The sequence below is a fragment of the Mycobacterium sp. 1164985.4 genome (genome assembly GCF_001668575.1).
Taxonomy (GTDB): domain Bacteria; phylum Actinomycetota; class Actinomycetes; order Mycobacteriales; family Mycobacteriaceae; genus Mycobacterium.
Genome location: NZ_LZMD01000012.1, coordinates 1 through 17,968 on the forward strand (window position 1 = coordinate 1; position 17,968 = coordinate 17,968).

General features: G+C 66.7%; 18 protein-coding genes. All 18 read right to left on the minus strand.

Annotation, left to right across the window (positions count from 1 at the left end; all coding sequences use genetic code 11):
* Positions 1-113: 113 nt before the first annotated feature.
* The 18 genes from A5650_RS00875 to A5650_RS00960 all read right to left on the minus strand — a co-directional run bounded on the left by A5650_RS00875 (position 114) and on the right by A5650_RS00960 (position 17,946).
* Positions 114-887: an enoyl-CoA hydratase gene (locus tag A5650_RS00875; protein WP_067285366.1), complete on the minus strand. Its 774-nt coding sequence runs from the start codon at positions 885-887 to the stop codon at positions 114-116.
* Between the two features lie 48 nt (positions 888-935).
* Positions 936-2,510: an NADH-quinone oxidoreductase subunit NuoN gene (gene nuoN, locus A5650_RS00880; RefSeq protein ID WP_067285369.1), complete on the minus strand. Its 1,575-nt coding sequence runs from the start codon at positions 2,508-2,510 to the stop codon at positions 936-938.
* Positions 2,507-4,075: an NADH-quinone oxidoreductase subunit M gene (locus tag A5650_RS00885; RefSeq protein WP_067285371.1), complete on the minus strand. Its 1,569-nt coding sequence runs from the start codon at positions 4,073-4,075 to the stop codon at positions 2,507-2,509. The genes nuoN and A5650_RS00885 overlap by 4 nt, the downstream gene beginning before the upstream one ends.
* Entirely contained in the window at positions 4,069-5,949 is a 1,881-nt protein-coding gene (nuoL, locus tag A5650_RS00890) for an NADH-quinone oxidoreductase subunit L (protein WP_067285374.1), read from the minus strand. The genes A5650_RS00885 and nuoL overlap by 7 nt, the downstream gene beginning before the upstream one ends.
* Positions 5,950-5,956: 7 nt before the next feature.
* Entirely contained in the window at positions 5,957-6,256 is a 300-nt protein-coding gene (gene nuoK / locus A5650_RS00895; protein ID WP_067285375.1) for an NADH-quinone oxidoreductase subunit NuoK, read from the minus strand.
* On the minus strand, positions 6,253-7,023 hold the full coding sequence (locus A5650_RS00900) for an NADH-quinone oxidoreductase subunit J (RefSeq protein ID WP_067285377.1): 771 nt from the start codon (positions 7,021-7,023) through the stop codon (positions 6,253-6,255). The genes nuoK and A5650_RS00900 overlap by 4 nt, the downstream gene beginning before the upstream one ends.
* A complete protein-coding gene (gene nuoI / locus A5650_RS00905; protein ID WP_067285379.1) occupies positions 7,020-7,565 on the minus strand; it encodes an NADH-quinone oxidoreductase subunit NuoI in 546 nt (181 codons plus the stop codon). The genes A5650_RS00900 and nuoI overlap by 4 nt, the downstream gene beginning before the upstream one ends.
* Entirely contained in the window at positions 7,558-8,814 is a 1,257-nt protein-coding gene (gene nuoH, locus A5650_RS00910) for an NADH-quinone oxidoreductase subunit NuoH (protein WP_067285382.1), read from the minus strand. The genes nuoI and nuoH overlap by 8 nt, the downstream gene beginning before the upstream one ends.
* Positions 8,811-11,201, minus strand: coding sequence for an NADH-quinone oxidoreductase subunit G (locus A5650_RS00915; protein WP_067285385.1), 2,391 nt, complete (start codon positions 11,199-11,201; stop codon positions 8,811-8,813). The genes nuoH and A5650_RS00915 overlap by 4 nt, the downstream gene beginning before the upstream one ends.
* A gap of 52 nt (positions 11,202-11,253) precedes the next feature.
* Positions 11,254-12,570: an NADH-quinone oxidoreductase subunit NuoF gene (gene nuoF / locus A5650_RS00920; protein ID WP_067285387.1), complete on the minus strand. Its 1,317-nt coding sequence runs from the start codon at positions 12,568-12,570 to the stop codon at positions 11,254-11,256.
* Positions 12,567-13,430, minus strand: a complete 864-nt coding sequence (gene nuoE, locus A5650_RS00925; RefSeq protein ID WP_067285389.1) for an NADH-quinone oxidoreductase subunit NuoE — start codon at positions 13,428-13,430, stop codon at positions 12,567-12,569. The genes nuoF and nuoE overlap by 4 nt, the downstream gene beginning before the upstream one ends.
* Complete coding sequence (nuoD, locus tag A5650_RS00930; protein ID WP_067285392.1) at positions 13,427-14,797, minus strand: NADH dehydrogenase (quinone) subunit D; 1,371 nt, start codon at positions 14,795-14,797, stop codon at positions 13,427-13,429. The genes nuoE and nuoD overlap by 4 nt, the downstream gene beginning before the upstream one ends.
* Entirely contained in the window at positions 14,797-15,486 is a 690-nt protein-coding gene (locus A5650_RS00935) for an NADH-quinone oxidoreductase subunit C (protein WP_067285394.1), read from the minus strand. The genes nuoD and A5650_RS00935 overlap by 1 nt, the downstream gene beginning before the upstream one ends.
* Positions 15,483-16,037: a NuoB/complex I 20 kDa subunit family protein gene (locus A5650_RS00940; protein WP_067081948.1), complete on the minus strand. Its 555-nt coding sequence runs from the start codon at positions 16,035-16,037 to the stop codon at positions 15,483-15,485. Before A5650_RS00940 ends, A5650_RS00935 begins: the two co-directional genes overlap by 4 nt.
* Positions 16,028-16,402 carry an NADH-quinone oxidoreductase subunit A gene (locus tag A5650_RS00945; protein ID WP_064402946.1) on the minus strand — a complete coding sequence of 125 codons (375 nt, stop codon included), beginning with the start codon at positions 16,400-16,402 and terminating at the stop codon, positions 16,028-16,030. The genes A5650_RS00940 and A5650_RS00945 overlap by 10 nt, the downstream gene beginning before the upstream one ends.
* A 166-nt stretch (positions 16,403-16,568) precedes the next feature.
* Positions 16,569-16,970, minus strand: coding sequence for an Rv3143 family two-component system response regulator (locus A5650_RS00950; RefSeq protein WP_067285397.1), 402 nt, complete (start codon positions 16,968-16,970; stop codon positions 16,569-16,571).
* Positions 16,971-16,985: 15 nt separating this feature from the next.
* Positions 16,986-17,519, minus strand: a complete 534-nt coding sequence (locus tag A5650_RS00955) for a YceI family protein (RefSeq protein WP_067285400.1) — start codon at positions 17,517-17,519, stop codon at positions 16,986-16,988.
* Between the two features lie 34 nt (positions 17,520-17,553).
* Complete coding sequence (locus A5650_RS00960; protein WP_067285402.1) at positions 17,554-17,946, minus strand: nuclear transport factor 2 family protein; 393 nt, start codon at positions 17,944-17,946, stop codon at positions 17,554-17,556.
* Positions 17,947-17,968 lie beyond the last annotated feature (22 nt).

The following is a 17,968-nucleotide window of genomic DNA, read 5'->3' on the forward strand; positions in this document are numbered from 1 at the left end:
GGGGTGCAGCACTTCGTGCACGCTGGCGGGCGTCGAGCGTGCGCGTAGTGCTGCTTTGCCGCGGCGTGTCGTGTGCAGACACGCACGCTCGCGCGACGGGGAGAAAGAGGGGGTCAGCTGTCGATCTGGCTCTTGTTGCGCTTCGAGATCGCGGAGAACTGGTCTCCGAGGCCCTCGAAATCGCGGTGCTGGGCGTACGCGATCTTCTCCTCGGCGGCCAACGCGGGGTCGATCACCGCGGCGGCGCCGGTCGTGTAGATCTCCTTCAGGCCGCGCATGACGGACGACGGCACCTCGGCGATCTGCGTGGCCAGCTCGACGGCACGGTCGAGCAACCGCTCGTGCGCGACGACCTCGGTGACCAGCCCGATGCGTTCGGCGCGGGCTGCGTCGACCACCTCACCGGTCATCGACAGCCGGCGGGCCATGGCCAGCCCCACCACCTGCGGCAGCCGCGCGGTCATGCCGCCACCGGGCAGAATGCCGACCCGGGCGTGCGTGTCGGCGAAGACAGCCCGCTCCGAGGCGATCAGGAAATCGCAGCCGAGCGCCATCTCCAGGCCACCGGTGAAGGTTGCGCCGTTGATGGCGGCGACGATCGGCGTGCGCATGTTGCCCGTCGCGGCGATGCAACTCTGCGACCGGAACTCCTCGAAATAGCCGAGCCCGTCACGTTGGGCCTCCTTGAGGTCGACACCCGCGCAGAACGCCGGGTCGGCGCCGGTGAGGACGACGGCGTTGACGGACTCATCGGCGTCGGCCTCGGTGAGCGCGGTGTAAGTGGCCTTGATCAGTCCGCGGCTCAGCGCGTTTCGGGCCTCCGGGCGGTTCAGTGTCAGCACCCGCACCGGGCCACGGTCGTCGATGAGCACGAGCGAATCGGTCATGCGATGACCGTAACCCGGTGCCGCCGAGCACGAAAGGCGTGCCTGGCGCTAACGCAGGAACTGGTTGGCGCTGTCGGCCAGATCCAGAAGCGGTTGCGGTAGCGCGCCCAACGCGAACGTCACCGCCGCGGTCACCGTCACCACCGTCGTGCTGAGCGCGCTCGGCACCACCACGGTCGGTGCGTCCTCGGGCGGATCGGTGAAGAACATCAACACGATCACCCGGACGTAGAAATATGCCGCGATCGCGCTCGCGATCACGCCGACGATCACCAACGGGATCGCGCCGCCTTCACCCGCGGCCTTGAACACCGCGAACTTGCTGACGAATCCACTGGTCAGGGGGATACCGGCGAACGCCAGCAGGAAGAGCGAAAACACGATCCCCACAATGGGATAGCGGCGACCCACTCCCGCCCACCGCGCCATCGCGGTGTCCTCCTCGCCGTTGCGGTCGCGCACCAGGCCGACGACCGCGAAGGCGCCGACCGTGCTGAAGCCGTAGGCGAACAGATAGAACAGCGTCGACGAGAGTCCCGCCTCGTTGGCGGCGATCAGGCCGGTGAGGATGAAACCGGTGTGGGCCACCGCGGAATACGCCAACATCCGCTTGACGTCCACCTGCGTCACCGCGGTGACGGTGCCGACCACCATCGTCAGGATGGCGATCGCCCACAGCACCGGTCGCCAGTCCTCGTGCAGGCCCGGCACCGCGACGTAGAACACCCGCAGCATCGCGCCGAATGCGGCGATCTTCGTCGCCGCGGCCATGAACGCCGTGATCGACGTCGGCGCACCCTGATACACGTCGGGGATCCACGAGTGGAACGGCACCGCGCCGATCTTGAAGAGCACACCGACGAGCAACAGCGCGGTGCCGATCAGCGCCAGCGACGTCTTACCCGAACCCGCGGCGACGGCTTCGGAGATACCGACCAGGTCCAGCGTCCCGGCGTACCCGTACAGCATCGCCACGCCGTAGAGGAAGAACGCCGACGAGAAGGCGCCCAGCAGAAAGTATTTGAGCGCGGCCTCTTGGGACAGCAGGCGACGCCTGCGCGCCAGCCCGCACAGCAGGTACAGCGGCAGCGACAGGACTTCCAGCGCGATGAACATGGTCAGCAGGTCGTCGGAGGCGGGGAACAGCAGCATGCCGCCGACGGCGAACATCGTCAGCGGAAAGACCTCGGTCTGGATCACTCCGGACTTGGTGGCCAGTTGTTCGGCGACGCTTCCGGGCGTGGCCGATGCCTGAGGGGTGAACCCGTCGAGTCCGCGGCGCATCCCGGCACCGACCTCCGCGCCGACCTGCCGCTCGGCTATCAGCAGGACGCCGAGGACGCCGACGAGCAGGATCGTGCCCTGCAGAAACAACGCCGGTGTGTCGATGACGACGGCCCCCATGACCGCCGAGCGGCCCACGGCACCATGCAGATTCCGCGCGAGCACCACCACGGCCACCAGGGCGGCCGCCAACCCGCCGAAGCAGAGCACGAGTTGGCTGGCGTACCGGTGCTGTCGCGGGAGGAACGCCTCGACGAGCACGCCGGCGATGGCGACCCCGAAGATGATCAGTAACGGGCAGATCAATCCGTATTCGACGGTAGGCGGGGTGAGGGTCATGGTCTCGGCCCTTCCGCGAGTCTGGGTGCGGGATCAGGTTGGTCGATCGTGGTCAGAGTGTGGTCGACCGCGGGATTGATGACATCCAGCGCGGGTTTCGGATACACGCCCAGCACGAGCAGCAAGGCGATCAACGGCGCGACGACGACGAGTTCGCGCGGCACTAGATCGCGCACCCGCTCGTTGCCCTCGGTGACGGCCCCGGTCATCATCCGCTGATACAACCACAGGATGTAGATCGCCGAGAGCACCAGCGCCGTGGACGCGAACACCGCGAGCACCGGATACCGCGTGAATGTCCCAATGAGAACCAGGAATTCGCTGATAAACGGCGCCAGCCCGGGCAGCGACAGCGTTGCGAGGCCGGCGACCAGGAAGGTGCCCGCCATGACCGGTGCCACCTTCTGCACACCGCCGAAGGCCCGGATCACGCGGGTGCCCCTGCGCGACACCAGGAAACCGGCGATGAGGAACAGGGCCGCCGTCGAGAGGCCGTGGTTGATCATGTACAGCGTCGACCCGGACTGGCCCTGGCTGGTCATCACGAAGATGCCCAGGATGATGAATCCGAAGTGCGAGATCGACGTGTACGCGATCAGCCGCATCACGTCGGTCTGGCCGATCGCGAGGATCGCGCCGTAGACGATGCCGATCACCGCCAGCGTGACCACGAGCGGCTGGAAATACGTTGACGCGTCAGGGAACAACTGCAGGCAGTACCGCAGCATGCCGAAAGTCCCGACCTTGTCCATCACCGCCATCATGAGCACCGCACTGGCCGGGGTGGCCTCGACCGCCGCATCGGGCAGCCACCGGTGGAAGGGCCACAGCGGCGCTTTGACCGCAAAGGCGAACATGAACCCGAGGAATAGCAGGTTCATCACGGCGGGGTTCACGGCGAACTCGCCGCTGGAAACGGCGGTGACGATCTCGCGGAAGTCGAACGTGCCCGAGGCGAACGCGTCGCTGGAGGCCGTGACCACATACAGCCCGATCACCGCGGCCAGCATGATCAGACCGCCGAACAGGTTGTACAGCAGGAACTTCACCGCCGCCTTGCTGCGGTTCTCGCCGCCGAAGCCGCCGATGAGGAAGTACATCGGGATCAGCATCGCCTCGAAGAACACGTAGAACAGCAGGATGTCCAGCGACACCAGCGACATCAGGACCATGCCCTCGACGGCCAGCGTCAACGCCAGGTAGGTCTGCACCGACCGTCCGCGCAGACCGGTCTGGGCGTCGGCGTCGTTCCAGCCCGCGATGATCAGCAGCGGCACCAGAACCGCGGTGAGCACGACGATCGCCAGTGCGATGCCGTCGACGCCGAGGATGTAGCCGGTGCCGAACGACGGGATCCATCGGTGGGATTCGACGTACTGGTACTGCTCGCCGCCGGGCTTGAAACCGACCGCGAGGACGGCGGTGATGGCCAGCACCGCGATCGAGACGGCCAGCGCGAACCATTTGGCCAGCACCCGCTGGGCGGCGGGAACGAGGATCACCAGCGCGGCGCCGACGGTCGGCGTCGCCCAGAGCACCGTGAGCCAGGGAAAGTTGTTCACCAGAGTTGCACCGCCAGGATCGCCGCGACCACCAGAACCGCACCGGAAAGCATCGAAAGGGCATACGAGCGTGCGTAACCCGTCTGCACGCGCCGCAGGCCCGAAGACATGCGGGCGACGAGCCCGGCCAGGCCGCTGGCCGCGCCGTCGATCGCCTCGTCGTCGATCTCGACGAGCCCGCGGGTCAGCAGTTGGCCGGGCCGCATCAGCACCGCCTCGTTGAACGCATCGCCGTACAGGTCGTTGCGCGCCGCGTCGGTGAGCGCCGAACCGTCCGGGACGTCCTCTGGCACAGGCTTTCTTCCGTACATCCGGTAGGCGGTGACGATGCCCACCGCCACCACGGCCAGGATCACCGTCGTCACCACCCAGACAGGTGCGACGTGGTGCACCTCATGCGCGCCTACCACCGGTTCGAGCCAGTGTTCGAGCGTGCCGCCGATCGCGAACGCCGCACCCGAACCGACGGAACCGATGGCCAGAAGGATCATCGGCCAGGTCATCACCGCGGGGGCCTCGTGCGGATGCGCATTGTCCGCCCAACGTTTCTCGCCGAAGAAGGTCATCAGCATCACCCTGGTCATGTAGAAGGCGGTGATGCCGGCGCCCAAAATCGCCGCGCCGCCCAGGATGATTCCCTTGGCGCCACCTGCGCCGAGCGCCGCTTCGATGATCCCGTCCTTGGAGAAGAAGCCGGCCAGGGGCGGTACCCCGATGATCGCGAGGTAACCGAGGCCGAAGGTGACGAACGTGATCGGCAGCGCCTTGCGCAGGCCGCCGTAGCGGCGCATGTTGACCTCGTCGTCCATCGCGTGCATCACCGAACCGGCGCCCAGGAACAACCCGGCCTTGAAGAAGCCGTGGGTGAGCAGGTGCATGATCGCGAACGCGTACCCGACCGGGCCGAGCCCGGCGGCCAGCACCATGTAGCCGATCTGCGACATTGTCGACGCCGCAAGCGCTTTCTTGATGTCGTCCTTCGCGCAGCCGATGATCGCGCCGAACAGCAGGGTGACGGCGCCCACGATGACGACGCCCAGTTGTGCGGTGGGCGCAAGATCGAACACCGGTCCGGAGCGCACGATGAGGTACACACCCGCGGTGACCATGGTGGCGGCGTGGATCAACGCGGACACCGGTGTCGGACCCTCCATCGCGTCGCCCAGCCAGGACTGCAGCGGCACCTGCGCGGACTTACCGCACGCGGCGAGCAGAAGCAGCAACCCGATCGCGGTCAGCACGCCCTCGCCGGCGCTCGGCGCGGCGGCGAAGACGCCCGCATAGGAGATCGACCCGATGTAGGCGAACATCACCATCATCGCGATGGCCAGACCCATGTCGCCGACGCGGTTGACGACGAACGCCTTCTTGGCCGCCGTCGCGGCCGACGGTTTGTGCGCCCAGAAGCCGATCAGCAGGTACGACGCCAGGCCGACGCCCTCCCAGCCGACGTAGAGGCCGAGGTAGTTGTCGGCGAGCACGAGCAGCAGCATCGCCGACAGGAACAGGTTCAGGTACGCGAAAAACCGTCGCCGTCCGGGGTCTTCGGCCATGTAGCCGATCGAGTAGATGTGGATCAGGGAGCCGACACCGGTGATCAGCAGCACGAAACACATCGACAGCTGGTCGAGTTGCATCCCGAAGTCGACCTGCAGCCCGCCGACCGGCACCCAGGAGAACAGCGCCTCGTGAACCGCGCGGTGTTCGGAGTCCCGGCCCAGCATGTCCACGAAGAGCAGCGCGCCCACCACGAACGAGCCGATGGCGGCGGCACAGCCCAGCAGGTGGCCCCAGGCGTCGGTCCGACGGCCGCCCAGGAGCAGGATCGCCGCGCCGGCCAACGGCAGCGCGATGGTCAGCCAAACAGGAATCGTCATCGCGCCTCTAGTTCTTCAGCAGGCTGGCGTCGTCGACCGAGGCCGACTGGCGGGCACGGAAGATGCTCATGATGATCGCGAGGCCGATGACCACCTCGCACGCGGCGACCACCATGGTGAAGAACGCGACCACTTGGCCGTTGAGGTGGCCGTGCATGCGGGAGAACGAGACGAACGCGAGGTTCGCGGCGTTCAGCATCAGTTCGACGCACATGAACATCACGATGGCGTTGCGGCGCAACAGCACCCCGGATGCACCGATTGTGAACAGCAGCGCCGACAGATAGAGGTAGTTGTCGGGATTCATTCCCCACCTCCTCTGCCGTTCGTGACGGTGACCGTCCGCTTCTGCAGGATGGGGCTGACCGACAGGTCGGACCCCGAACCGTCCGGCAACCGGGCGGCGATGTCGACGGCGTTGTTGCGCGCGAACACACCAGGATTCGGCAGCGTTGTCGGGTACCCGCCCGGCTTGAACCGTTCTTCGGCGAGTTCGCGTTGGGTCTTGCGGCGCTCGAAGCGTTCCCGGTGCGCCAACACCATCGCGCCCAGCGCGGCGGTGATCAGCAGCGCGCTGGTCAACTCGAACGCCCACAGGTAGCGCACGAAAATCAGCGCCGCCAACCCTTCGACGTTGCCGCCGGCATTGGCCTGCGCGAGCCCGGTGAACCCGCCGGCCGAGACGTTGCCGATGCCCGCGATGAGCAGGATTCCGAAGCCGACACCGATGACGATGGCGGCAACCCGTTGTCCGCGAATCGTTTCCACGAGTGAGTCCGAGGAGTCGACGCCGATGAGCATCAGCACGAACAAGAACAGCATCATGACGGCGCCGGTGTAGACCACCACCTGCACGACGCCGAGGAACAGCGCACCCTGGGCGATGTAGAACACCGCCAGCACGATCATCGTCATGGCCAGAAACATCGCCGAGTACACGGCTTTCGGCGCGGAGATCACCCCGAGCGCGCCGAGCACCGCGACGGCGCCCAGCACCCAGAACAGCACGGCCTCGGTGGTCGTGGTGTGCCCGGGAGTGTCCGCGGCCACCGCCGCGAGCAGGTCGAGCCTCATCGGACGTCCCCGGTGACTTTCTGGGTCTCCGGTTCGACGGGCCCGACGTTGCCCAGGTAGTAGTCGTCGTCGGTGGCGCCGGGCGCCATTGGATGCGGCGGCGGCAGCATGCCGGATCGCAACGGCGCCAACAGCTTGTCCTTACCCCAGATGAGGTCGGCGCGGTTGTCGTCGGCCATCTCGTATTCGTTGGTCATCGTCAACGCCCGCGTGGGACACGCCTCGATGCACAGGCCGCAGCCGATGCAGCGGAGGTAGTTGATCTGGTACACGCGGCCGTAGCGTTCACCGGGCGAATACCGTTCGTCTTCTGTGTTGTCGGCGCCCTCAACGTAGATGGCGTCGGCGGGGCACGCCCAGGCGCACAGTTCGCACCCGATGCACTTCTCCAGACCGTCGGGGTACCGGTTCAGTTGGTGACGCCCGTGATAGCGCTTGGCGACGGGCCCCGGCTTCTCCGGATACTCCTCGGTGATCGGCTTTTTGAACATGGTCCCGAAGGTGACTCCGAAACCCTTTATCGCGTCGAGGAACTTAGGCATCGGCTCGCTCCTTGGTTGCGGTCGGCCCCAGACCAGGCTCTGTGCTGCTCGGCAGGGGCGGGACGGGGAAGCTTTCCGGATCCAGCTTCTGCTGCGGGATCTCGCGGACATTGCGACGGCGCGCCGACCGCCACAAACCGACGACGACCAGCAGCGCGACGATGGTGCCGAGAGAGGCGAGCGTGGTGGTCACCTGGCTGAAGCCTTCGTTGCGTAGCGCCCGCGCCGTGGCGACAATCATGATCCACGCCAACGAGAACGGGATCAGCACCTTCCAGCCCAGCGCCATGAACTGGTCGTAGCGCATGCGGGGCAGCGTGGCGCGCAGCCAGAAGAACAAGAACATGAACCCCCACACCTTGGCGACGAACCAAAGTAAAGGCCACCAACCGGTGTTAGCGCCGTCCCACATGTTGATCGGCCACGGGGCGTGCCAGCCGCCGAGGAACATCGTCGTCGCCAGCGCCGACACAGTCGTCATGTTGACGTACTCGGCGAGCATGAACATCGCGAACTTGATCGACGAGTACTCGGTGTGGAACCCGCCGACCAGTTCGCCCTCGGCCTCGGGCAGATCAAAAGGCGCGCGGTTGGTTTCGCCGACCATCGAGGTGACATAAACCAGGAACGACGGCAGCAGCAGGAAAACGAACCAGGTGCCGTCCTGGGCGGCGACGATGCCGGAGGTCGACATCGAACCCGCATAGATGAACACCGCCACGAACGACAGAGCCATCGCGATCTCGTACGAGATGACCTGTGCGCTCGACCGTATCCCGCCGAGCAGCGGATACGTCGAACCCGACGCCCAACCGGCCAACACGATCCCGTACACGCCGATCGACGTCGCGGCAAGGATGTAGAGGACGGCGACGGGCATGTCGGTCAGCTGTAATGCGGTGCGGTGACCGAAGATCGAGACCTCGCCGCCCATCGGGATGACGGCGAACGCGATGAAGGCGGGCACCGCCGAGATCACCGGCGCGGCGAGGTAGACGAACTTGTCCACCCCGGTGGGGACCAGGCCCTCCTTAAGGGCGAGTTTGACGCCGTCGACCAAAGACTGCAGGAGTCCCTTGGGCCCGACGCGGTTGGGGCCGAACCGCATCTGCATGCGCCCCAGCAGTTTGCGCTCGATCAGGATCGCCGAGAGAACCGACAGCATCAGGAACGCGAAGACCGCCACCGACTTGCCGAGGATCAGCCACCACGGGTCGTGTCCGAACAGAGTGGGATCGGGATGGATCACGGCTCGGCCCGCCCGATCGACACGACGTCCCCGGGCGAGACGCCGAGGCTGCGGTGGACCGCCGAACCCGGCGAGTTCAGCGGTAGCCAGAGCACACGGTCGCCCATGTCGGTGATGACCAGCGGCAGCGTGATCGTCCCGCGTGGCGTCCGCGCGGTGACCAGATCGCCGTTCTGAGCACCGATTTCGGCGGCCGTGGTCGCCGAGAGCCGGGCCACCGGCGTGCGCGCGGTGCCTGCCAGATGCGGTTCGCCGTCCTGCAGGCGGCCCTCGTCGAGCAGCATCCGCCAACCCGCGAGCACGGCCTGTCCCTCGACCGGAAGCGTGCGCTTCGACGGCGCGACGCTCGGTGCTTCGGGTCGCCGTCCCGCCCACATGCCCAGGCGGGAGATCTCGTCGCCGGCGGCCGACGCGGTCGGCAGGTTCAACGCCACACCGATCTCGTCGGCCAGGAAGTTCAGCACCCGCAGATCGGGGGTGGCATTGGTCTTGAGCGACGGCTGGAACGGGCGAAGTCGGCCCTCCCAGTTCAGGTATGAGCCGGCCTTCTCCACCACCGGCGCGATGGGGAAGACGACGTCGGCCGCCGCGGTGACCGCGCTCTCCCGCAGTTCGAGGCTGACGACAAAGGGCGCGGACTCGATCGCGGCCAGCGCCGCCTCGGGATCCGGTAGGTCGGCGACCTCCACGCCGCCGACGAGCAGGGCGCCCAGTTCGCCGCTGCGCGCGGCCTCCAGGATCGCGGTGGTGTCCCGGCCCGGCGCGCTGGGCAGCGCGTCGACGTGCCACGCCGTCGCGGTCTGCTCGAGGGCTGTGCCATCGCTGATCGGCCTGCCGCCGGGCAACAAGTTGGGCAGCGCACCGGCTTCCACCGCGCCGCGCTCACCGGCACGTCTGGGCACCCACGCCAGCCTCGCGCCGGTCGCTTCGGCCAATCTGCCTGCCGCAGATAGGGCTCCGGGCGAAATGGCCAGGCGCTCGCCGACCATGATGATTGCGCCGGGCAGCCGCAGCTGCGGGTCGCTGGCCAGCTCGTCGAGCGCGGCGGCCTCGTGTCCCGGGGCGGCCGTGACCAGCCGGCCGCGCAATTTGGACAGGCTGCGGGTGGCAAAGGGCGCGACGGCGATCACCTGCAGCGCCTTCTTGCGCACGGCCTTGCGCAGCCGCAGGAACACGATCGGAGATTCCTCTTCGGGCTCGAACCCGGCCAGCAGAACCGCCGGTGCGTTCTCGAGGTCGGTGTAGGTCACCGTCATCGGCTGACCCGCGACGTGGGCGGCGAGGAAGTCGGCCTCCTCGGCGCTGTGCGGCCGGGCCCGAAAGTCGATGTCGTTGGTGTTGAGCGCGATCCGGGCGAACTTGGAGTAGGCGTAGGCATCTTCGAGGGTCATCCGACCGCCGACCAGCACACCTGCGCTGCCGCTGGCCGCGGCCAGCCCGTTGCCGGCCACCACCAGCGCTTCGGACCAGGACGCCGGCCGCAGCTTGCCGTCCTCGTCGCGGATCAGCGGTGTGGTGATGCGGTCGCCCTGAGTGGTGTACGTGAACGCCCACCGGCCCTTGTCGCAGTTCCATTCCTCGTTGACCTCGGGTTCGTCACCGGCCAACCGGCGCATGACCTTTCCGCGCCGATGATCGGTGCGCTGGGCGCATCCCGACGCGCAGTGCTCGCACACGCTGGGGCTCGACACAAGGTCGAACGGCCGGGCCCGGAACCGGTAGGCCGCCCCGGTCAGCGCGCCGACCGGGCAGATCTGCACGGTGTTGCCGGAGAAGTACGACTCGAACGGCTCGCCCGGCGCGATGCCGACCTGTTGCAGCGCACCGCGTTCCAGCAGCTCGATGAACGGATCGCCGGCGATCTGCTCGGAGAACCGGGTGCAGCGCGCGCACAGCACACAGCGCTCGCGGTCCAGCAGCACCTGGGAGGAAATGTTGATCGGCTTCGGGAAGGTGCGCTTGACGTCTTCGAAGCGTGTTTCGGCGCGGCCGTTGGACATTGCCTGGTTCTGCAGCGGGCACTCGCCACCCTTGTCGCACACCGGGCAGTCGAGCGGATGGTTGATCAGCAGGAACTCCATGATGCCCTGCTGCGCTTTGTCCGCCTCCGCTGAGGTGTACTGCGTGCGCACCACCATGTCCGGGGTGCAGGTCGTCGTGCACGACGCCATCGGTTTACGCTGCCCCTCGACCTCGACCAGGCACTGCCGACAGGCACCCACCGGGTCGAGCAGCGGATGGTCACAGAACCGCGGGATCTGGATCCCGATCAGTTCGGCGGCCCGAATCACCAACGTGCCCTTCGGAACACTGACGTCGACGCCGTCGATCGACAACTGGACCATCTCGACGCCGGTGTCCGCCCCGGTATCAGCGGTCTGCGTCATTGTGCCCCCTTTTCGCCGCGAACACGCGGCCACTGCAAAGGATTCGTCCCCATCAGACCCCGACGCCTTCCGTCGCCATCAGCGTGGAGGCGTGCGGATCGAACGGGCACCCGCCGTCGAGGTGGGCGATGTACTCGTCTCGGAAGAACTTGATCGACGACATAATGGGCGCCGCCGCGCCGTCGCCCAAGGCGCAGAACGCTTTCCCGAAGATGTTGTCGGAGATGTCGAGCAGTTTGTCGATATCGGCCTCCGTGCCCGCGCCCGTCTCGAGACGTTCGTAGATCTGTGCCAGCCAGTAGGTGCCCTCGCGGCACGGTGTGCATTTGCCGCACGACTCGTGGGCGTAGAAGTCGGTCCAGCGGCGCACCGCGCGCACCACACAGGTGGTCTCGTCGAAGATCTGCAACGCCTTGGTGCCGAGCATCGTGCCGACGCTGGCCATCCCCTCGTAATCCAGCGGCACGTCGAGGTGTTCGTCGGTCAGCAGGGGAGTGGACGACCCGCCGGGCGTCCAGAACTTCAGCTGATGTCCGGCACGGATTCCGCCCGCGTACTCCAACAGTTCGCGCAGCGTGATCCCGAGCGGCGCCTCGTACTGGCCTGGATTGGCGACGTGACCCGACAGCGAGTACAGCGTGAAGCCCGGTGACTTCTCCGACCCCATCGAGCGGAACCAGTCGATGCCGTTGAGCAGGATGGGCGGCACGCTGGCGATCGACTCGACGTTGTTGACGACGGTCGGACAGGCGTACAAACCGGCCACGGCAGGGAACGGCGGCCGCAGCCTCGGTTGTCCGCGGCGGCCCTCCAGGGAGTCCAGCAGCGCGGTCTCCTCCCCGCAGATGTAAGCGCCCGCGCCCGCGTGCACGATCAACTCCAGGTCGAAGCCCGACCCCAGGATGTCGTTGCCGAGGAAACCCGCCTCGTAGGCTTCGGCCACCGCGGCGTGCAACCTCCGCAGCACGGGCACCACCTCACCGCGCAAGTAGATGAACGCATGATGCGCCCGGATCGCGTAGGCCGCGATGATCGCACCCTCGACGAGGAAGTGCGGGGTGGTCAACATCAACGGAATGTCTTTGCACGTACCGGGTTCCGACTCGTCGGCGTTGATCACCAGGTAGTGGGGCTTGGCACCCGCGCCGGTGTCGTCCTGGGGGATGAACGACCACTTCGTGCCGGTGGGGAAGCCGGCGCCGCCACGACCTCGCAGGCCGGAGTCCTTCACCAGCCCGATGACGTCGTCGGGACCCATCGCGAGGGCCTTCTCCAGGGCGCGGTAACCGCCGTGGCGGCGATACGTGTCCAGCGACCACGGTTCTGGCTCGTCCCAGAACCGGCTGAGCACGGGTGTCAGAGCTGTCATGCGCGTGAATCCGTTGCGTCCGGGCTTGTTTCGATGTTGTTCGGCTTGGGCGGGATGGTCGCCGACGGGCCGGGTGCGGGTGCGTTCGAGGTGGCTTCGGCGCCCGCCTTCGCGTCGTCGGGCGTCTCCGTCGAGGCCGCGGAGGCGTCGGCGTCGGGGGCCTGCATGCCGCGTTCACGGGCCACCCGTAGGCCCGCGAGCGTCGCGTCGCCGATCCTGCGGCAACCGGACCGCGGATCGGGCAGACCGGCCAGCGTGCGCGCCGTCTCCCGGAAGGTGCACAACGGCGTGCCGCGCGTCGGTTCGGGCGGGTTGCCCTCCCGCAGCGCGTCGACCAGATTCCGCGCCGACGACGGCGTCTGGCTGTCGAAGAACTCCCAGTTGACCATCACCACCGGCGCGTAGTCGCACGCCGCGTTGCACTCGACGTGTTCGAGCGTGATCCGCCCGTCCGGCGTCGTCTCGCCGGCGTGCACACCGAGATGCTCCTGCAGCGCATCGAGGATGGCGTCGCCACCCATCACCGCGCACAGCGTGTTGGTGCACACCCCGACGAGGTACTCACCGGTCGGCGTGCGCCGGTACATCGAGTAGAAGGTCGCCACGGCGGTGACTTCGGCGTCCGTGAGCCCCAACTGCTTTGCGCAGAACGCGATACCGGCCGGCGTGAGGCAGCCGTCCTCGGACTGCACGAGATGCAACAGCGGCAGCAGCGCCGAACGGGATTGCGGATAGCGCGCGATGATTCGTTCGGCGTCGGGGGCCAGTCGCGCCGCGACGTCGTCCGGATACGACACCGGCCCGTTGATCGGCGGGCCGGGTTCCTCGGGTCGCTGACCGAGTTCCAGGAATACGCTCACCTGTCCACGCCTCCCATGACCGGGTCGATCGACGCCACGGCGGTGATCAGGTCGGCGACCATGCCGCCTTCACACATCGCGGCGACGGCCTGCAGGTTGTTGAACGACGGGTCGCGGTAGTGCACGCGGTAGGGGCGGGTACCGCCGTCGGAGACCATGTGCACACCGAGTTCGCCTCGGGGAGACTCGATTGCGACGTAGACCTGACCGGCGGGCACCCGGATCCCCTCGGTGACGAGTTTGAAGTGGTGGATCAGTCCCTCCATCGAATGGCCCATGATCTTGGCGATGTGCTCCGGCGAGTTACCGAGCCCGTCCGGGCCGACCTTCAGATCGGCCGGCCAACCCAGTTTCTTGTCCTGGATCATCACAGGCCCGGGTCGGAGGCGGTCTAGCCTTTCCACACACTGCTCGACGATCTTCAGCGACTCGTGCATCTCCTTGACCCGGATCAGGTACCGGCCGTAGGAGTCGCACCCCTGATCGGTGATCACGTCGAAGTCGTATGTCTCGTAGCCGCAATAGGGTTGGGCTTTGCGCAGGTCGTGCGGAAGTCCGGTGGAGCGCAGGCACGGCCCGGTGATCCCGAGCGCCATGCACCCGGTCAGATCGAGATAGCCGACGCCGACCGTGCGGGCCTTCCAGATGTAGTTCTCGTTGAGCAGGTCCTCGAGGTCCTTGAGTCGCTTGGGCATCAGCTCGAGCAATTCGCGGATCTGCGGAATGGCTTCGTCGGGCAGGTCCATCGCTACCCCGCCCGGGCGGACGTAGGCACTGTTCATCCGCAGGCCGGTGACGGTCTCGAACACCGACAGGATCAGTTCGCGCTCACGGAATCCGTAGAACATGGCGCTCATCGCGCCCAGTTCCATCCCACCCGTCGCCAACGCCACCAGGTGCGAGGAGATCCGGTTGAGCTCCATCATCATCACGCGAATGACGCTGGCGCGCTCGGGGATCGCGTCGGTGACGCCCAGTAGCTTCTCGACGCCCAGGCAGTAGGCGGTCTCGTTGAAGAACGGCGACAGATAGTCCATCCGCGTGACGAACGTGACGCCCTGGGTCCAGTTGCGGAACTCGAGGTTCTTCTCGATTCCGGTGTGCAGGTAACCGATTCCGCAGCGGGCCGAGATGACCGTCTCACCCTCGATCTCGAGGATGAGACGCAGCACGCCGTGGGTGGAGGGGTGCTGCGGTCCCATGTTGACGACGATCCGCTCACCGGCGTGCGCGGCGGCGGCCTCCTTGGCGGCCTGCACCACCTGGTCCCAATCCTGGCCGCCGACAACGACAACCGTCTCGTTGTTGTCCGAGGCGTCCGGCGACGATGCGCCGCCCTGCGTGGGCGGAACGTGGGAGATGCTCATCAGTTGTAGGCCCTCCGTTGATCGGGCGGAGGGATCTCGGCGCCGTGGTACTCCACCGGGATGCCGCCCAACGGGTAGTCCTTGCGTTGCGGATGCCCGACCCAGTCGTCGGGCATCTCGATCCGGGTCAGCGACGGATGACCGTCGAAGATGATGCCGAAGAAGTCGTAGGTCTCGCGTTCGTGCCAGTCGGTTGTGGGATACACACCGAACAGCGACGGGATGTGCGGATCGGCGTCCGGCGTGGTGACCTCCATGCGAATCCGCCGTTTGTGCGTGATCGACATCAGCGGATACACCGCATGCAGTTCCCGCCCGACGTCGTCGGGGTAGTGCACGCCGCTCACTCCCAGGCACAGCTCGAAGCGCAACTCCGCGTCGTCGCGCAGGGCCTGAGCAACCGCAGGCAACTGCTCGCGCTGGATCTCGAGGGTGAGTTCGTCGCGGAAGACCACGACGCGTTCGATCGAGGCGGCGTAACCGTCCTCGCCGAGCACCTCCGCGAGCCGGTCGACGACCTCGTCGAAGTAGCCCCCGTACGGACGCGGGGAGCTGCCGGGCAGCGCCACCGGACGCACGAGTCGGCCGTAACCCGAGGTATCACCCGAGCCTCGTGCCCCGAACATGCCGCGGCGCACACCGATGATCTCGGGACCGCCGTGACCGTTGGTCCCGTTGGCCTCGCTCACCGCAACAGACCCTTGAGCTCGATGGTCGGCGTGACCGCCAGCGCCGCCTTCTCCGCCTCGCGGATGGCCTCTTCGCGGTGTACGCCGAGCGGCATTTCCTGAATCTTGTCGTGCAGCTTGAGGATCGCGTGCAACAGCATCTCCGGTCGCGGGGGGCAGCCCGGCAGGTAGATGTCCACCGGCACGACGTGATCGACACCCTGGACGATCGCGTAGTTGTTGAACATGCCGCCCGAGGAGGCGCACACCCCCATGGCCAACACCCATTTCGGCTCGGCCATCTGGTCGTAGATCTGCCGCAGCACCGGCGCCATCTTCTGGCTCACCCGGCCCGCCACGATCATCAGGTCGGCCTGGCGCGGAGTGGCGGAGAACCGCTCCATGCCGAACCGCGAGATGTCGAATCGCGGTCCCGCCGTCGCCATCATCTCGATCGCGCAGCAGGCCAGCCCGAACGTCGCCGGCCACAGCGAGCCCTTGCGGATGTATCCGGCCACCTTTTCGACGGTGGACAGCAGGATTCCGCCGGGCAGCTTTTCCTCTAGTCCCATGCCAGACCTCCCCGCCGCCAGACATAGGCGTAGGCCACGAACACCGTCGCCATGAACAGCAGCATCTCTACCAGCGCGAACAGCCCGAGGTTGTCGAACGCCACGGCCCACGGGTAGAGGAAGACGATCTCGATGTCGAAGATGATGAACAACATCGCGGTCAAGTAGTACTTGATCGGAAACCGCTGGCCAGTGGGCTGACCGGACGCGCCGCCGTGCGGCACGGGCTCGATCCCGCATTCGTAGGCCTCGAGCTTGGCCCGGTTGTAGCGGCGCGGGCCGACCAGCAGAGCAATGGCGACCGAGCCGACTGCGAACGCGGCCGCAATAGCGCCAAGCACCAGGATTGGCGTGTACAAATCCATACCGAGCAAACGCTCCCTCGTGGGCTGTTCGATGTGAGCTTACCCACACCCTAGCGCCCTTTGGGATGCGCGCCACACCTTTTGGTTAGTATCGCTATTAGCAACGCGTGGCTATATCGTCATGCCTCCAATAGGCAAGTGCGACAGCTGTTTACGTGTTTTCTGGCTATTGCACCAGCGTGCGCAGCAGCGAGGCCACGGCGTCGCCCAGCCGGATCGGATCGATCGGGTGGGGGACCGCGGCTTCGGCGCGCGACCAGCGGGCCAGCCAAGCATCATCGGGTCGGCCGGTGAGCACCAGGATCGGCGGGCAATCGGCGATCTCGTCCTTGAGTTGCTTGGCGATTCCCATCCCGCCGGTCGGGGCGGCCTCGCCGTCGAGGATCACCAGATCGAACCCGCCCTCGTCCATCTGGCGGATGACCATGGGTCCGGTCGCCACCTCGACGTAGGTCAGCTCCGGCAGCTCCGGGTGCACCCGCTTACCGAGCGCAAGTTGTACCTCTTCCCGGGTCCTGGGGTTGTCGCTGTAGACGAGGACCCGCAGTGGACGCGATGAGTCGGCCATGCGGTGATCGTACGGCTAACGGGTGTGCCGGAACACCAGGTCGCCGGAGATCGTGGCCTTGTCGCCGATCATGCCGACCAGGTTGCCGTCGACTCCGAAGTCCTGCCGGTTGACGGTGGCCTCGGTGGTCAGCCGCATCCCGCCGTCGCCCACCGGTGAGACCTTGGTGCGCAGTGTCAGCGGTTTCGTCGTCCCTTTGATGGTCAGCTCGGCGCGTAGATCGATGGTGTCGCCGTCGATGGAGTCGGCGCCGGTGACGAGCATGCTGATCTCCGGGAAGCGCTCGGCCTCAAAGAAATCGGCGGAGTGCAGGTGGTCGTCGCGTTTGCGGATACCGGTCCGCAGCGACGCCGCCTTGATGTCGACGTGCCCGGAAACCGTTTGCGGCGAGGATAGTTGGCCGTCGCCGCTGAACTCGGTGAACCTGCCCTTGACGGGCACGAGGCCCCACATCGACTTGCTCCGCACGACGATCGTCGACTGCGACGGGTCCAGCGTCCACGTGCCGGTCGAGGCTGGGTCGCTGAAAAGCTCGCTCAGACTTGCCATTTCGTCTCCTTGGAGGGTCGGGCTCGCCGAAAGGTCACTGTTCGGGTTCCAGTAGTGGAGCGATCTCCGCCGGGTCGAAGTACTCGTCGATTCGGCTGATGAGACCGTCGGCGCCGATCTTGATGATGATGCCGACGCGCATCGCGATCGCGCCGCCGTTGTGTCCGGTGGCGTGCAGGATGTGCTGCTGAACCAGACCGCCGTCGAACAGTTCGCGGTCGATGACCTCGTACCGACGCGCTGAGGTGGTGTCGATGAACCAGTGCAGCACTCGGAGCGCGCGGTCTTTGTCGCGGTCGCGGTCGGCCACCTTCCACACCACGATGTCGTCGTTCCATAGACGCGAGATCTCGTCGCGGTCGCCGGACTCGATCGCCCGGAAGAGGCGATCCGCCACTCCGGTGACGGTGTCGTCGGCAACGGTCACGGTGGTCCTCCTTGACCTCAAC

Bases quoted from the DNA above. Each gene is read 5' to 3' on its own strand.
- nuoL (WP_067285374.1), bottom strand. From the start codon at position 5,949: ATGACGATTCCTGTTTGGCTGACCATCGCGCTGCCGTTGGCCGGCGCG.
- nuoI (WP_067285379.1), bottom strand. From the start codon at position 7,565: ATGCCTAAGTTCCTCGACGCGATAAAGGGTTTCGGAGTCACCTTCGGG.
- nuoN (WP_067285369.1), bottom strand. From the start codon at position 2,510: ATGACCCTCACCCCGCCTACCGTCGAATACGGATTGATCTGCCCGTTA.
- A5650_RS00955 (WP_067285400.1), bottom strand. From the start codon at position 17,519: ATGGCAAGTCTGAGCGAGCTTTTCAGCGACCCAGCCTCGACCGGCACG.
- nuoD (WP_067285392.1), bottom strand. From the start codon at position 14,797: ATGAGCATCTCCCACGTTCCGCCCACGCAGGGCGGCGCATCGTCGCCG.
- nuoK (WP_067285375.1), bottom strand. From the start codon at position 6,256: ATGAATCCCGACAACTACCTCTATCTGTCGGCGCTGCTGTTCACAATC.
- nuoF (WP_067285387.1), bottom strand. From the start codon at position 12,570: ATGACAGCTCTGACACCCGTGCTCAGCCGGTTCTGGGACGAGCCAGAA.
- A5650_RS00945 (WP_064402946.1), bottom strand. From the start codon at position 16,402: ATGGATTTGTACACGCCAATCCTGGTGCTTGGCGCTATTGCGGCCGCG.
- A5650_RS00915 (WP_067285385.1), bottom strand. From the start codon at position 11,201: ATGACGCAGACCGCTGATACCGGGGCGGACACCGGCGTCGAGATGGTC.
- A5650_RS00900 (WP_067285377.1), bottom strand. From the start codon at position 7,023: ATGAGGCTCGACCTGCTCGCGGCGGTGGCCGCGGACACTCCCGGGCAC.
- A5650_RS00940 (WP_067081948.1), bottom strand. From the start codon at position 16,037: ATGGGACTAGAGGAAAAGCTGCCCGGCGGAATCCTGCTGTCCACCGTC.
- A5650_RS00875 (WP_067285366.1), bottom strand. From the start codon at position 887: ATGACCGATTCGCTCGTGCTCATCGACGACCGTGGCCCGGTGCGGGTG.
- A5650_RS00950 (WP_067285397.1), bottom strand. From the start codon at position 16,970: ATGGCCGACTCATCGCGTCCACTGCGGGTCCTCGTCTACAGCGACAAC.